At 64.6% G+C, this 14285-nt stretch carries 11 protein-coding genes; 6 read left to right on the top strand and 5 right to left on the bottom strand.

Annotated features, from left to right (window positions below; genetic code table 11):
• Window positions 1–76 precede the first annotated feature (76 nt).
• From CIT26_RS03545 to CIT26_RS03525, 5 genes are all read right to left on the bottom strand, one after another.
• Window positions 77–922 (bottom strand): fumarylacetoacetate hydrolase family protein, encoded by an 846-nt coding sequence (locus CIT26_RS03545; protein ID WP_095491270.1) that lies wholly within the window; start codon window positions 920–922, stop codon window positions 77–79.
• A 161-nt stretch (window positions 923–1083) separates the two neighbouring features.
• Window positions 1084–1815, bottom strand: coding sequence for an SDR family oxidoreductase (locus CIT26_RS03540; RefSeq protein WP_095491269.1), 732 nt, complete (start codon window positions 1813–1815; stop codon window positions 1084–1086).
• Between the two features lie 186 nt (window positions 1816–2001).
• A complete protein-coding gene (locus tag CIT26_RS03535; RefSeq protein WP_095491268.1) occupies window positions 2002–4374 on the bottom strand; it encodes an aldehyde dehydrogenase family protein in 2373 nt (790 codons plus the stop codon).
• A 16-nt stretch (window positions 4375–4390) separates the two neighbouring features.
• Entirely contained in the window at window positions 4391–5440 is a 1050-nt protein-coding gene (deoC, locus tag CIT26_RS03530; RefSeq protein ID WP_095491267.1) for a deoxyribose-phosphate aldolase, read from the bottom strand.
• Between the two features lie 160 nt (window positions 5441–5600).
• The gene (locus tag CIT26_RS03525; protein WP_095491266.1) at window positions 5601–6428 is read right to left on the bottom strand and encodes a ferredoxin--NADP reductase; all 828 of its coding nucleotides are present in this window, start codon (window positions 6426–6428) and stop codon (window positions 5601–5603) included.
• A gap of 220 nt (window positions 6429–6648) precedes the next feature.
• Between CIT26_RS03525 and CIT26_RS03520 the strand changes: the two genes are divergently transcribed.
• The 6 genes from CIT26_RS03520 (at window position 6649) to CIT26_RS03495 (ending at window position 14230) form a co-directional block, all read left to right on the top strand.
• Window positions 6649–8748: a hydantoinase/oxoprolinase family protein gene (locus CIT26_RS03520; protein ID WP_095491265.1), complete on the top strand. Its 2100-nt coding sequence runs from the start codon at window positions 6649–6651 to the stop codon at window positions 8746–8748.
• Window position 8749: 1 nt separating this feature from the next.
• The gene (locus CIT26_RS03515) at window positions 8750–10495 is read left to right on the top strand and encodes a hydantoinase B/oxoprolinase family protein (RefSeq protein ID WP_095491264.1); all 1746 of its coding nucleotides are present in this window, start codon (window positions 8750–8752) and stop codon (window positions 10493–10495) included.
• A gap of 208 nt (window positions 10496–10703) precedes the next feature.
• Window positions 10704–11831 carry a transporter substrate-binding protein gene (locus tag CIT26_RS03510; protein ID WP_095491263.1) on the top strand — a complete coding sequence of 376 codons (1128 nt, stop codon included), beginning with the start codon at window positions 10704–10706 and terminating at the stop codon, window positions 11829–11831.
• A complete protein-coding gene (locus CIT26_RS03505; protein ID WP_095491262.1) occupies window positions 11828–12427 on the top strand; it encodes an ANTAR domain-containing response regulator in 600 nt (199 codons plus the stop codon). Before CIT26_RS03510 ends, CIT26_RS03505 begins: the two co-directional genes overlap by 4 nt.
• Complete coding sequence (locus CIT26_RS03500; protein ID WP_095491261.1) at window positions 12405–13313, top strand: ABC transporter permease; 909 nt, start codon at window positions 12405–12407, stop codon at window positions 13311–13313. Before CIT26_RS03505 ends, CIT26_RS03500 begins: the two co-directional genes overlap by 23 nt.
• Window positions 13310–14230 carry an ABC transporter permease gene (locus CIT26_RS03495; RefSeq protein WP_095491260.1) on the top strand — a complete coding sequence of 307 codons (921 nt, stop codon included), beginning with the start codon at window positions 13310–13312 and terminating at the stop codon, window positions 14228–14230. The genes CIT26_RS03500 and CIT26_RS03495 overlap by 4 nt, the downstream gene beginning before the upstream one ends.
• Window positions 14231–14285 lie beyond the last annotated feature (55 nt).

The raw sequence follows: 14285 nt of genomic DNA, 5'->3' as shown, positions 1-14285 counted from the left end.
GGTGCCAAGCTGGAGCACCCCTCATCCGTCGCCTTCGGCGACACCTTCTCCCACAAGGGGAGAAGGCAGAGCGCCACTACTCGTCCGCCTTGAACGTCTGCTTCTGCATGCCCAGCCCTTCGATGCCGAGCTCGACGAAGTCGCCGGGCTTCAGGAAGACCGGCGGCTTCATGCCGAGGCCGACGCCGGGCGGTGTGCCGGTCGAGATGATGTCGCCCGGATGCAGCGACATGAACTGGCTGAGATAGGACACGAGGTAGGCGACGCCATAGACCATGGTCTTGGTCGAGCCGTTCTGCATCGTCTTGCCGTTGACCTTCAGCCACATCGGAATGTTCTGCGGGTCCTTGACCTCGTCCTTGGTCACCAGCCACGGACCGATCGGCCCGAAGGTGTCGCAGCTCTTGCCCTTGGTCCACTGGCCCTGTCGCTCGGCCTGGAAGGCGCGTTCGGAAACGTCATGTGCGACGCAATAGCCGGCGACATAGTCCAGCGCCTCGGCCTCGGTTACGTACTTCGCGGTCTTGCCGATGACCACGCCAAGCTCGACTTCCCAGTCGGTTTTCACCGATCCGCGCGGGATCAGCACGTCGTCGTCTGGCCCGACGATGGCCGAGCTTGCCTTCATGAAAATGATCGGCTCCGGCGGCACGATGGCGCCGGTCTCGGCGGCATGATCGGAGTAGTTCAGGCCGATGCAGATGAATTTGCCGGTGCCGGCGACGCAGGCGCCGATGCGCGGCTTGCCGGAAACCGCCGGCAACGATTGCGGATCGAGCTTCGACAATGTCTCAAGCGATGCCGGGTCGAGCGCCTTGCCGGCAATGTCGGTGACATGGGCGGAGAGGTCGCGGATCGTTCCATCCGCATCGAGGAGGCCGGGGCGTTCGCTCCCCGCCTCGCCATAGCGCAGCAGTTTCATGCAATTTTTCTCCCAGTTGCGACCAGAGGCCGTTTGCAAACTCGCTCCGCTGAGGCGAATGGCGTGGTTTTCGAGAACCGGAGCGGAGCGTACTTAAAGTACGTGAGCCTAGGCAAGCGCAGACGCCGCCAGACGCCCGGCGGAATAGGATTTTCAGACTCCTAGATCGACCAGCCGCCGTCGATATTATAAGCCTGTCCCGACGTATAGGTGGCGCCGGCCAGATAGACGGCGAGATCGGCGATTTCCTCGGGCGTGCCGAGGCGGCCCATCGGCTGGCGGGCGATGAAGGCGGCGCGGGCTGCCTCGTAGTCGCCCTGCGCATGCATGCGGTCCTGCAGCGACGGGCTTTCGACCGTGCCGGGGCAAATGGCATTGCAGCGTATGCCTTTGCCGACATAGTCGGCGGCAACCGATTTGGTCAGGCCGATGACGGCAGCCTTGGTCAGCCCATAGACGAAGCGGTTTGGCACGCCCTTGGTCGAGCCGGCCAGCGACGCCATGTTGATGATCGAGCCGTCGCCGCGCTCCAGCATGCCGGGCAGCACGGCGCGGATGGTGCGGATCATCGAGCGAACGTTGAGATCATAGGCAAAGTCGAGATCGGCGTCCTTCATCTCGAGGATCGAACCTGAATGGACAAAGCCGGCGCAGTTGAACAGCACGTCGACGGCGCCGATCTCGGCGAAGGCCGACGTCACAGCCTCGTCGTTCAGCACGTCGAGCTTGCGGGTCTTGATGCCGGGCGTCTTGCCAAGTTCGGCGAGCATCACCTCGTTAATGTCGGTAGCATGGACGACGGCGCCTGCCTTGGCGAAAGCCAGCGCGCTCGCCCGGCCGATGCCCTGTGCCGCCGCCGTGACGACAACGATCTTGCCTGCCAGATCCGCCATGCTTTTCTCCTCTGTGGCCGCCCGGCTTTTACCGGCCCGCGGCCAAGGCGCAATGTGCCAGATAGGCACTATCATGCCGCCTGTATCGCTGTTTGCTTAGGGGCAAATGTTTTTTCTCGGTAAAGAACATCATTTCTGCCGTCAAGCCCGAACGCTTCTCGTCCGACGCCGCGCGAAGGCGACCGTTCAGTCGCCGTAGGGCACCCAGACGTTCTTGACCTCGATGGCACGGCGCAGGAAGGCATCGCCGGCGGCCTCGGTCGACGTCCAGTCGAGGCTGCGGCCGTTGCCGGTCCAGACGCGCTTGAGATTGCCGACAGAGTCGGCCTCGGCCTTGTCGCAGGTCTCGGCATCGGCGAAAACCCAGAGCCCGTCGACATCGTCGTGCTTGGCCAGCACGCCGGCGAGCTCGGCGCTGCGGCCGGTGACGATGTTGATGGCGCCGGTCGGAACGTCGGAATATTCTATGATCTGATAGAGATCGGTGGCAACCAGCGGATATTTTTCCGAAGGCACCGCGACCACTGTGTTGCCCATGGCGAGCGCCGGCGCCACCAGCGAGATCAGGCCAAGCAGGGGCGCATTGTCGGGCGCCACGATGCCGACGACGCCGACCGGCTCATGCAGTGCCAAGGTGACGGCGCGGGCCGGCGGCTGGTGGACACGGCCTTCGAACTTGTCGGTCAGGCCGGCATAGAGGAACAGCCGCTCAATCGACATCTCGACCTCTTCGCGCGCGGCCTTGGCGGTGGCGCCGGTAAGCTCCGTGAGGCGCGCGGCAAATTCGTCGGCACGACCGGACAGGTTCTCGGCCAGATAGTAGAGCACTTGGCTGCGATTATAGGCGGTCGCCTCCGGCCAGCCCTTGCAGGCACGTGCGGCCGCGACGGCGTCGCGGATATCCTTGCGGCTGCCGAGACCAACCTCGCCGGCAAGCTTGCCCTTGGCGGTGGCGACGGCAATCGAATAATTGCCGTCCGGCCTGACCTGCTTGCCGCCGATGAACAGCTTTGCCGTGCGATCGATGGCGTCGCCTTCCGCCCGCTCGATCGACTGGGCAGCAGCCACTGCCGGTTTGATGGCCGGGCCGAGCGGCAGTTTTGCCGAGAGATATTCGAACATGCCCTCGCGCCCGCCTTCGCGGCCAAAACCGCTTTCGCGGTAGCCGCCGAAGCCGCAGGCGGCGTCGAACATATTGGTGCCGTTGACCCAGACGACACCGGCCTTCAATTGCGGCGCGACGTGCAGCGCAAGGTTGACGTTCTCGCTCCACACCGAGGCGGCCAGCCCGTAGCGCGTGTTGTTGGCAAGCTCGATCGCTTCCTCGGTGTTGCGGAAGGTCATGGTCGCCAGCACCGGCCCGAACACCTCCTCCTGCGCCAGGATGTTGGCCGGCGAAACGCCTGTTGCCAGCGTCGGCAGATGGTAATAGCCGGAGGACGGCAGCGCCACGTCCGGCTGCCAGCAGACGGCGCCCTGCTTGGCGCCTGCGGCGACCAGACCCCTGACGCGATCGAGCTGGGTCAGGTCGACCAGCGGGCCGATATCGGTGTTCTTGTCGAGCGGGCTGCCGACGCGCAACCGGCTCATCCGCGTCTTGACCTTGGCGATGAAGGCATCGGCGATGCCTTCCTGGACCAGCAGGCGCGAGCCGGCGCAGCAGACCTGGCCCTGGTTGAACCAGATGCCGTCGACCAATCCCTCGACGGCGCTGTCGAGATCGGCATCCTCGAAGACGACGAAGGCCGACTTGCCGCCGAGTTCCAGCGATAGTTTCTTGCCAGACCCGGCAGTCGCCTTGCGGATGATCTTGCCGACCTCGGACGAGCCGGTGAAGGCGATCTTCTGGACGCCGGGATGGTTGACGATGGCCGCGCCAGCCTGCGGCCCGCCCTGGACGATGTTGACGACGCCCTTCGGCACGCCTGATCGTTCGCAGATCTCGGCGAACAGGATGGCGGTGAGCGGCGTGAATTCGGCCGGCTTCAGCACCACGGTGCAGCCGGCGGCCAGCGCCGGCGCGATCTTCCAGGCCAGCATCAAAAGCGGGAAGTTCCACGGGATGATCTGGCCGACGACACCGACGCCCTTCTGATCCGGGAAATCCTTGTCCAGCGCCTGCGCCCAGCCGGCATGGTGGATGAAATGGCGGATGGCCAGCGGCACGTCGATGTCGCGGCTTTCGCGGATCGGCTTGCCGTTGTCGATCGATTCAAGCACCGCAAACAGGCGCTGGTGGCGCTGCATGGCGCGGCCGATGGCGTAGAGCACTTTCGCTCGGCTGTAGCCGGAGCTGGCGCTCCATTTCGGCAGCGCTTTTGTGGCGGCCGAAACCGCCGCATCGATATCGGCAGCACCGGCATCCGAAACCTTGGCCAGCAGTTTTCCCGAAGACGGGTCGCTTGTGTCGAAGGTCCTGCCGCCGCCGGCTGCTTTCCAGTCGCCACCGACGAACAGTGCTTTGCCGAAATCGCGCGCGGCAAGCCAGGCATCGGTCTCATTGCGGGCCTCCGGCGCCGGGCCGTAGTCCATGGCATGATAGCGTTCGAGAATGTTCATGGAGCGCTCCCGAAAATCACGCCATCGCGTGGCGATGATTGGCCGAATAGTGACCGGTCAGGTGATGTTCGAGCTGGCGCTCGATGTCGGTTAGCAGGCTGGACGCACCGAAGCGGAACAGGTCCGGCTCCAGCCACCGGCGGCCGAGCTCCTCCTTCATCAGCACCAGCCAGTCGAGCGATGCCTTTGCCGTGGAAATGCCGCCCGCCGGCTTGAAGCCGATGAGATAGCCGGTCTCCTCGAAATAGGCGCGGATGGCGCGCACCATGGCGAGGCCGACCGGCAGCGTCGCGTTGACGCTTTCCTTGCCGGTCGAGGTTTTGATGAAATCGGCGCCCGCCATCATTGCCACCATCGAGGCGAGCATGACGTTGCGCAGCGTCGCGAGGTCGCCGGTGCCGAGGATGACCTTGAGATGCGCTTCGCCGCAGGCGGCGCGCATCGAGACGATCTCGTTATAGAGTTCCTGCCATTTCGCCCCGAATACCAGGCCGCGCGGAATGACGACGTCGATCTCGTCGGCGCCGTCCTTCACCGAGGCTTCGATCTCCTGCAGGCGCGTCGACAGCGGGGTGAGGCCGTGCGGGAAGGCGGTGGATACGGCGGCGACATGGATGCCGCTGCCGCGCAGCGCATCGACTGCGGTGGCGACGAAGGGGTGATAGACGCAGACCGCCGCCGGGCGGATCTTTTCACCCGTAATGCCGAGGCCTTCGACGATGTCGCGGCGGAACGGATTGACCGCCTTGGCGCAGAGCCGGCGGACGCGCTCTTCGGTGTCGTTCGAGTTCAGCGTGGTCAGGTCCATGCAGGCGACGGCGCGCAGCAGCCAGGCGGCCTGGTTGTCGGCCTTGATCGAGCGCCGCTTGGTCAGGCTGGCGACACGCCGTTCCAGCGCCGAGCGGTTGACGCTGCGCATCGATTCCATGAAGCCGAGATCGAGTTTCATGCCGGGGTTGCGGGCAATGCCGTGCGCTTGCGGCGCCGGCGCATTGGCGGCGGTGCGCGCCGGCAGCGGCGTGATCTTGGAAGGTCCGAGATCGGCTTCGCGGATGGTGCTGCTCATCTCCTGCCCTTTCGTTCGACGACTTATGCCGAAGATAGACCGTGAAGCAGCGCTTCACGAGTCCTTCAGGCGGTCATAATTGAAAAAGGCCGCGAAAGCAGCAGATTTTTGACCGTATGGTCAAACCCACTTTAGGGGACGTCGCCGGCGCCCCGGTGTCTCAGCCGACGAAGGCACGCTCGACAACGAAGCTCGCCGGATGATGCAGCGAGCCTTCCTGGAAGCCGAGGCTTTCGGCCAGTTCCTTGACATCCCTAAGCATATGCATCGAGCCGCAGATCATGATGCGGTCGGTCTCAGGGTCTAGCTTGTCGATGCCGAGATCGCTGTAGAATTTTCCCGAGCCGATCAGCGCGGTGATACGACCCATGCGCTCGGAGGTTTCGCGCGTCGTCGAATTGTAGAGCGTGACGCGGCCACCAGTCAGTTCGCCGATCAGCGGATCGTTCTCCAGCTCTGCAACCAGCTCCTGGCCGTAGGTGAGTTCGGCATTGTCGCGGCAGGTGTGGGTCAGGACGACCTGCTCGAACTTCTCGTAGGTATCAGGATCGCGCAGCAGGCTGGCGAAGGGCGCGATGCCGGTGCCGGTCGAGATCATGAACAGGCGCTTGGCCGGGGTCAGCGCGTCGACCACCAGCGTGCCGGTCGACTTCTGCCGCATGATGACGGTGTCGCCGATCTGGATTTTCTGCAGCTGCGAGGTCAGCGGGCCGTCCGGCACCTTGATCGAGAAGAATTCCAGTTCGTCGTCCCAGGCAGGGCTGGCGATCGAATAGGCGCGGAACACCGGCTTCTCGGCGTTGGGCAGGCCGATCATGACGAACTCGCCGGAGCGGAAACGCAGCGACTGCGGCCGGGTGATGCGGAACGAAAACAGCCGGTCGGTATAGTGCTTCACCGAGACGACGGTTTCGGCATAGACGTTGGCCGGAATTGGGAACTGCAGCGGCCGGGCGCCGGCGGTGTTGAGCGCGGATGTGGTGTTCATCAAACCTAACCTTCTGGCCAACCCGAGGGCGCTGACGCCAAACCTTCTCCTGCGCGCCCGAACCGATCAGGTTCCGGCGTGCCGTTTGCACACTGCGAAGCGGTAAGCTCTTGTGTCCGGAATTTATTAGTATACAAATGATATTTGCGTCAAGACGCCAGCGTGAAACACCTTTCCAAACTGAGACATATCTGTAGTCCTGACATTTCGGGTTTCGACAATGGAAGAGAATTTTTCGGCGCAGACGCTGGATTCCTCGGGCAGCGTCGTCGCCGGCATCGACGTCGGCGGAACCTTTACTGACCTGCTTCTGATCGACGGCCGGGACGGCGGCCGGGTGCATATCGCCAAGACCCCGACCACTATCGACAACCAGGCCTTCGGCGTCGTTTCGGCGCTCAGTGCCACCGGCTTCCCCATCCGCGGCATCGATCTCATCGTGCACGGCACGACGACCACCACCAACGCCGTGCTCGAACGCCGGCTGGCCAAGACCGGCATGATTACCACGCGCGGTTTTCGCGATGTCATCGAGCTTGGCCGGAGGACACGGCCGCAGGCCTACGGCATGACGGGCAGCTTCGTCCCGATCATTCCGCGCAATCTGCGGCTTGAAGTGTCGGAGCGGGTTGAGGCGTCGGGCGCGGTGCGCATCCCGCTCGATGAAGCCGAGATCCGCGCGGCGATTTCCCAGTTGATCGAGGCCGGCTGCGAATCCCTCGTCATCCATTTCCTGCATTCCTACGCCAATCCGGCGCATGAGCGGCGCGCCGCCGAGATCGCCGCCGAGCTTTGGCCGAACGGCTACATCACGTCAGGCCATGCGCTGCTGTCGGAAGCGCGCGAATTCGAGCGCGGCGTCACCGCTTCGGTCAACGCCTCGGTGCAGCCGATCCTCGAGCGCTATGTCGAGCGGCTGCGCAAGGAATTGGGATCAAAAGGCTACGCCCGCGACTTCCTGATCATGAACGGCAATGGCGGCATGATCTCGGCCCGCTTTGTCACACGTGAGTCGGCCAAGACCGTCATGTCCGGCCCGGCCTCCGGTGTCATCGCCGCCGCCTATACGGGAAAACGCGCCGGCTTCGAAAACCTGGTCACCTACGACATGGGCGGCACCTCGACCGACGTGGCGCTGATCCGCAATGCCGAACCGGCGGTGTCGAACGAGATCGAGATCGAATATGCGATGCCGATCCATGTGCCGATGGTGGCGGTGCACACGGTCGGCGCCGGCGGCGGCTCGATCGCCCGCGTCGATGCGGCCGGCCTGATCCAGATCGGCCCGGAAAGCGCCGGCGCCAATCCCGGCCCGATCTGCTACGGGCGCGGCGGCAACGAGCCGACCATCACCGATGCCAATCTGGTGCTCGGCCGGCTGGCGCCGAAGAAGCTGCTTGCGGTCGAGAACCCGGTCACCGTTGAGCATGTCACCGGTATATTCGAGGACAGGATCGGCGGCCTCACCGGCCTGTCGGGCGTCGAGGCGGCGGGCGCTGTGCTGCGGCTCGGCAACATGAAGATGGCCGGCGCCATCCGCATGGTCTCGGTGTCACGCGGCCACGATCCGCGCGATTTTGCGCTGTTCGCCTTCGGCGGCGCCGGGCCGCTGCATGCGACAGCATTGGCGCGCGAGCTCGGCCTGCCCAAAGTGCTGGTGCCGGCGCGGCCGGGCATCACCAATGCGCTCGGCTGCGTCGTCGCCGATCTCAGGCACGATTTCGTCAACACGGTCAACCAGCCGGTGGCTGGGCTCGATGAAACCCAGCTTCACGCCATATTGGAACGGCACCGAAACGAAGGCGAAGCGCTGATCGGCAAGGAAGCGGTGAAGCCGGAGACGATCCGCGTCACCCATTCCGCCGACATGCAGTTCGTCGGCCAGACCCACATCATCAACGTGCCGCTGCCGTCGTCTTCGGTGATGCGCGCGGTGCTGCAGCAGCTTTTCGAAAAAGCCTATTTCGCCCGCTTCAAGGTCGAGCTGCCGGAGATCCGCGCCAATCTGGTCAACCTCAACACCTCGGTCACCGGCGTGCGGCCGGCGATCGACCTGTCACGGCTGATCGACCCGGCAGGGCGCGCCAGAACGCTTGATGAGGCGCGGCGCGAAATCCGGCCGGTCTGGTATGGCGGGCGCTGGCACGACACGCCGGTCTATATTAGGGAAAAGCTGCCGCTCGACGCCGTCATCGCAGGGCCGGCGATCCTCGAACAGATGGACGCGACCACCGTGCTCGAGCCCGGCGACCGGGCGCGCTCGGACGCCGACGGCAACATCATCATCGACATCGGCATTGAGTGGGTTAGTGGGGCCTGAGATGGAAAAGCTCGACGCCATCACCCTTTCGGTCATCCAGGCGGCGCTGCAGCAGGTCTGCGACGAGATGGACCTGACCTTTTCGCGCGCCGCCTTCTCGCCCGTTATCGCCGAGGCCAATGACCGCTCCGACGGCATCTATTCGGCCGTCGATGGTTCGCTGATCGCACAGGGCAGCCAGGGCCTGCCGGTGTTTGTCGGCGTGATGCAGTATTCGACCAAAACGGTGATCGAAATGATCGCCGACGGCCGCTGCCTGCCGCCTGAGCCCGGTGACATCTACATCGTCAACGATCCCTATCTCGGCGGCACCCATCTGATGGATGTGCGCTTCGCCATGCCGGTCTACCGGGACGGCAAGATTTTCTGCTGGCTGTCGAACACCGGCCACTGGCCCGATATCGGCGGCTCGGTGCCGGGCGGTTTTTCTGCCTCGGCAACGGCGGTCGAGCAGGAGGGCTTGCGGCTGCCGCCGGTGAAATTGTTCAAGAAGGGCGTGCTCGACCCTGAAATCTACGCTATCATCTGCTCGAACATCAGGGTTGCCGACCAGCGCATCGGCGACATCCGCGCACAGGCGGCGGCACTGCTGATCGGCCAGGACCGGCTCTTTGGAATCCTGGATCGTTACGGAGATGAAACGGTTGTCGAGGCGATCGCCGAACTGCGCCGCCGCGCCGCCGAACAGATGCGCGCCAACATATCAGCCATTCCCGATGGCATTTACCGCTCCAAAGCCTTCGTCGATTCCGACGGGGTGGTGAACGAGCCGCTGACCATCGCGCTTGCGGTGGAGAAACAAGGCGATACGCTCAGCTTCGACTTCGCCGGCTCGTCAAAACCCTGCGCCGGGCCGATGAACAGCGTCTTGGCGACGACCTTGTCCTCGGTTTATCTCGCCATGCGCCATATTTTTCCGGATGTGCCGATCAGCGCCGGCGCGTTCGAGCCGCTGATCGTCAAGCGGCCGGAAGGCACCTTCCTCGACGCCAAATATCCGCGCCCGGTATCGGGCTGCGCGGCCGAGGTTTCGCAGCGCATCGCCGAGGCGGTGTTTGCGGCGATGGTGCAGGCGCTGCCTGACAAGGTGACGGCAGCTCCCGCCGGCTCCAGCGGCAATTTCGCGCTCGGCGGCAACGACCCGGCCCGCGGCCGCGACTACGTCATGTACCAGATCTCCGGCGGCGGCTATGGCGGCAATGCCGATCACGACGGCCTCACCAATGGCTGCTCGACCATTGGCATTTCAAAATCGCCGCCGGTCGAAATCATGGAGCAGGCTTTTCCAGTGCTCTACCGCCACTATGCCATGCGCGAAGGCTCGGGCGGTGCCGGCAAGCATCGCGGCGGTTTTGGGCTCGCCTATGAGGTCGAGATCCTGCGCGGCGACGCCCGCGCCTCCTTTGTCATGGACCACGGCCGCTTCGGCCCGCAAGGCGCGCTCGGCGGCAAGGACGGCGCGGTCAACACGGTGACCGTGTTCCGCGATGGCAAGGAACATGTGCCGCCGCACCTCTCCAAGGAGCAGGACATCGCCCTGAAGGCCGGCGACCGCGTGCGCGTCGGCACACCGGGCGGCGGCGGCTATGGCGATCCCCTGGCGCGCGATCCGGAACTGGTGCTGAGGGATGTCGCCTTGGGTTACTACACGCCCGAGGACGCTGGCGAAAAATTTGGTGTCTCCCTGTCGACGGATGGGCTGGCGATCGACCGGGCGGCGACGGACGAGAAACGCGCCCACCGCTGAGATAGGACGAGTTCTCTGCGGGACCCCTTCGCGCAACCAGATGCAACGCGGTCACTTTCCCGGCCCTCGCTTTTCCCGCTTGACTGACCCGCCGTACCGAATACGCTAATGGGGAAATACCGGCTCTGACCGCCGGGCGGCAAAAATGCCTCGTATGCCTCGCCTTCCGCGGCGGCGGCTGCGGGGCATTGTTATTTTGGGGATTTGCTTGGGACGGCGTATCGAAATCGGCATCCTTTACTCGCGATCGGGCAACTACCGCCTGCTGTCCGAATCCTGCCGTTCGGGTGCGATGACGGCCATCGCCGATGTCAACGCCGATCCCGCCATCCCGATCGAATTCGTTCCGGTGGAGCGCGACCCGCAGGGCAACATCGATGGCTACGCGACGGGCTGCGCCGACATTCTCGCCAACAGCGGCGCGCGCCACATCATTGGCTGCATCACGTCATGGAGCCGCAAGGAGGTCATTCCGATCCTCGAGCGCGCCGGTGGCACGCTCTGGTACGCCTGCCCCTATGAGGGCTTCGAAGCGAACGAGCATGTCGTCTACATGCACGCTTGTCCAAACCAGCATCTCGTCCCGCTGCTGGCCCATGTCGTGCCGCGCTTCGGCGCCAACGGTTTCCTGCTCGGCTCGAACTACATCTGGGGCTGGGAGACCAACCGTGTCGCCCGCGACCTGATCGCCGACGCCGGCGGCAAGGTTCTGGGCGAGCGCTACCTGCCGCTCGGCGAGGTCGATGTCTCCAGGCTGATCGCCGAGATCCAGGCTACTCGGCCGGATTTCATCTTGAACAACCTGATCGGCTCCTCGTCCTATGCCTTCATCGCGGCCTATGCTGAGCTCGCCAAGCGCGACCCGCATTTCAGGCCGGAGCGCTGCCCGATCCTGTCCTGCAATCTGACCGAATGCGAGTTGCCGGCGCTCAACGAGGCGGGCAATGGCCACCTTTCCGTCGGGCCGTACTTTCACGATATGTCGGCAGCGGATCGCCAGGGCGATTCGGCGCCCTCCGTCATGCCTGCCTCGTCCTTCGAGGCGGCCGCCTATGCCTCGGTGCGTACGCTTGCCGAGATCCTCGCCCGCAATCCCGGCGCACAATGGCCGGACCTTCCCCAGGCCTTTGCCGGAACGTCGTTTCGAACCCCGCTCGGCGACATATCCATCGATCCGCAAACCCAGCACGCCACCTTGCCGGTGCAGATCGGGCGCATCGAGGGCACCGCGTTCAAGACTGTGTTGGTGACCAAGGGTGTCGCGCCCGACCCCTACCTGTCCCGCTATGACCGGACCGAGACGTTCGGTCACCCACGGCTGAGGGTGGTGTCGTGAGCAAGATCCCGCGCATCCCGAATCTCGGCGGCGCCAGGGCCTTTGTCCTGCATCGTCCGCATCCGACGGTGCAGGCGATCACGCGGCAACTGTCGGCCATCGGCCTCGAGACGGTCGGCTGCTGGCCGGAGCTGCCGGCCGCGGCGCTGGCGGCGGATTTCGTCTTCTTCGATGCCGATCTCGGCTTCGACGAACAATTCCCCTGGACGCCGGGCGAAGCGCCGATGCCGCTGGTGGCGCTGATCGGCTCCGAAGCGCCAGGCCGCATCGAGTGGGCGCTGTCGCACAAGGCCGACGCCCAGTTGCTGAAGCCGGTCGGCAATGCCGGCGTCTACAGCGCCCTGTTGATCGCGCGGCAAAGTTTCGAGGCGCGCAAGCTTTTGGCAAGCGAGATATCGTCGCTTCGCCTGCGCGTCGCGGAGCGCCAGACCATCGTGCGCGCCGTGGAGGCCTTGTCGAAAGGCGCCGAGGACGGCCGCGCCTATGCGCAGCTCCGGTCGCTGGCGATGAGCTGGCAGATCAGTGTCGAGGAGGCCGCGCGCAGGATCGTGGCGATGACGGAAGAAGGCGGCGATGACCAGTCCCATCGCGCCTGATCTTCCGGCAACCGGGCGCATGCCGGTCAAGCCACGCGCCGGCGTCTGGCGGCGCCTGGTCAAGCGTCCTCTGGCATTGATCGGCCTGGTGATCGTTGCCGTCGTCGTGGCTGGCGCCATCCTGGCGCCGTGGCTGACGGGCTACGATCCGAACGAGCAGATGTTTGACGGGCTGACGCTTGAAGGTGCGCCCTTGCCGCCGAATGCCAGCTTCTGGCTGGGCACCGATCTGCTCGGCCGCGATCTGCTGACCCGCATCCTTTTCGGCGCGCGCACCTCGCTGGTCATCGGCATCGTCGCCAACGGCGTCGCGCTTCTGATCGGCACGCTGGTTGGCGTCACCGCGGGCTATTTCCGCGGCTGGATCGGCAGCGCGCTGATGCGCTTCACCGATCTGATGATGGCCTTTCCGGCGCTGCTGCTCGCCATCTGCCTGGCGGCGGTGCTCCAGCCGAGCCTGTGGATCGTCGCCATGGTGATTGCACTGGTGAACTGGGTGCAGACCGCGCGGGTCATCTACACCGAGACAAGCTCGCTCGCCGAGCGAGAGTTCATCGACGCCGAGCGTACGATCGGGGCAAGCGCGCCACGTATCCTGTTTCGCCATATCCTGCCGCATCTGCTGCCGACGATCATCGTCTGGGGCACGCTCGGCATCTCGACCACCGTTCTTCTGGAAGCGACGCTCAGCTATCTCGGCATCGGCGTGCAGCCGCCGACCGCATCTTGGGGCAACATCATTTTCGAGAACCAGACCTATTTCCAGGCAGCACCCTGGCTGGTCTTCTTTCCGGGTGCGGCGATCCTGGCGCTGGCGCTGGCCTTCAACCTCATCGGCGATGCGCTGCGCGACATCCTCGATCCGACGCAAAGGGGCCGGGCATGATCGCCTATCTCGGCCGCCGCGTCATTCAATCGCTGCTCATCCTGCTCGGCGTGTCGCTGATCACCTTTGCATTGCTCTACCTGCTGCCCGCCGATCCCGTCCGACAGATCGCCGGCCGTAGCGCCACGCCCGAGACGGTCGAGAACATCCGCCGGCAGCTCGGCCTCGATCAGCCCTTCATCATCCAGTACTGGCACTATCTGACCAGCCTGCTCAGCGGCGATCTCGGACGCTCCTACATCCAGCGTTCCGAGGTCACGGAGCTCATCGTCTCGCGGCTGCCGGCAAGCCTGCTGCTGATGGTCGGCGCCATCCTTTGCGAGCTGGCGATCGGCCTGACGATGGGCCTGCTTGCCGCCGTCAGGCGCGGCACCGCCACCGACCAGACACTCATGGTCGCTTCCTTTGTCGGCGTCTCGGCGCCGCAATTCGTCGTCGGCCTGCTGCTCCTTTATGTATTCGCCGTCCGGCTCGGCTGGTTTCCGATCGGCGGTTACGGCACCTGGCGCCATTTGGTGCTGCCCTCGCTGACCATGGGCATCCTCGGCGCCGGCTGGTACGCCCGCATGATGCGCTCGTCGATGATCGACGTGCTGCGCCAGGACTATATGCGGACCGCCCGCGCCAAGGGCCTTGCGCGCGGCGCCATCATTTTCCGCCATGCACTGCCCAACGCCATCCTGCCGGTCATCGCCATGATCGGCATCGACATCGGCATCTTCATGGGCGGCATCGTGGTGGTCGAAAGCGTGTTCGGCTGGCCCGGCATCGGCCAGCTTGCCTGGCAGGCCATCCAGCGGGTCGACATTCCGATCATCATGGGTGTCACCCTGGTTTCGGCCTTCGCCATCGTGCTCGGCAATCTCCTGGCCGACACCGTCGCACCGTTCATCGACCCGCGCATCAAGCTCAGATGAAAACCAAAAAAAGACCGATAAAAACCAGAGAAAGGGAACATGAGATGAAGAAATT

It is taken from the genome of Mesorhizobium temperatum, assembly GCF_002284575.1.
Taxonomy (GTDB): Bacteria; Pseudomonadota; Alphaproteobacteria; order Rhizobiales; family Rhizobiaceae; genus Mesorhizobium; species Mesorhizobium temperatum.
This window is presented reverse-complemented; position numbering and strand designations above follow the sequence as displayed.

Coding starts and splice junctions, on each gene's coding strand:
- CIT26_RS03525 (WP_095491266.1), bottom strand. CDS start 6,428: ATGAACACCACATCCGCGCTCAACACCGCCGGCGCCCGGCCGCTGCAG.
- CIT26_RS03495 (WP_095491260.1), top strand. CDS start 13,310: ATGATCGCCTATCTCGGCCGCCGCGTCATTCAATCGCTGCTCATCCTG.
- deoC (WP_095491267.1), bottom strand. CDS start 5,440: ATGAGCAGCACCATCCGCGAAGCCGATCTCGGACCTTCCAAGATCACG.
- CIT26_RS03535 (WP_095491268.1), bottom strand. CDS start 4,374: ATGAACATTCTCGAACGCTATCATGCCATGGACTACGGCCCGGCGCCG.
- CIT26_RS03515 (WP_095491264.1), top strand. CDS start 8,750: ATGGAAAAGCTCGACGCCATCACCCTTTCGGTCATCCAGGCGGCGCTG.
- CIT26_RS03540 (WP_095491269.1), bottom strand. CDS start 1,815: ATGGCGGATCTGGCAGGCAAGATCGTTGTCGTCACGGCGGCGGCACAG.
- CIT26_RS03520 (WP_095491265.1), top strand. CDS start 6,649: ATGGAAGAGAATTTTTCGGCGCAGACGCTGGATTCCTCGGGCAGCGTC.
- CIT26_RS03545 (WP_095491270.1), bottom strand. CDS start 922: ATGAAACTGCTGCGCTATGGCGAGGCGGGGAGCGAACGCCCCGGCCTC.
- CIT26_RS03500 (WP_095491261.1), top strand. CDS start 12,405: ATGACCAGTCCCATCGCGCCTGATCTTCCGGCAACCGGGCGCATGCCG.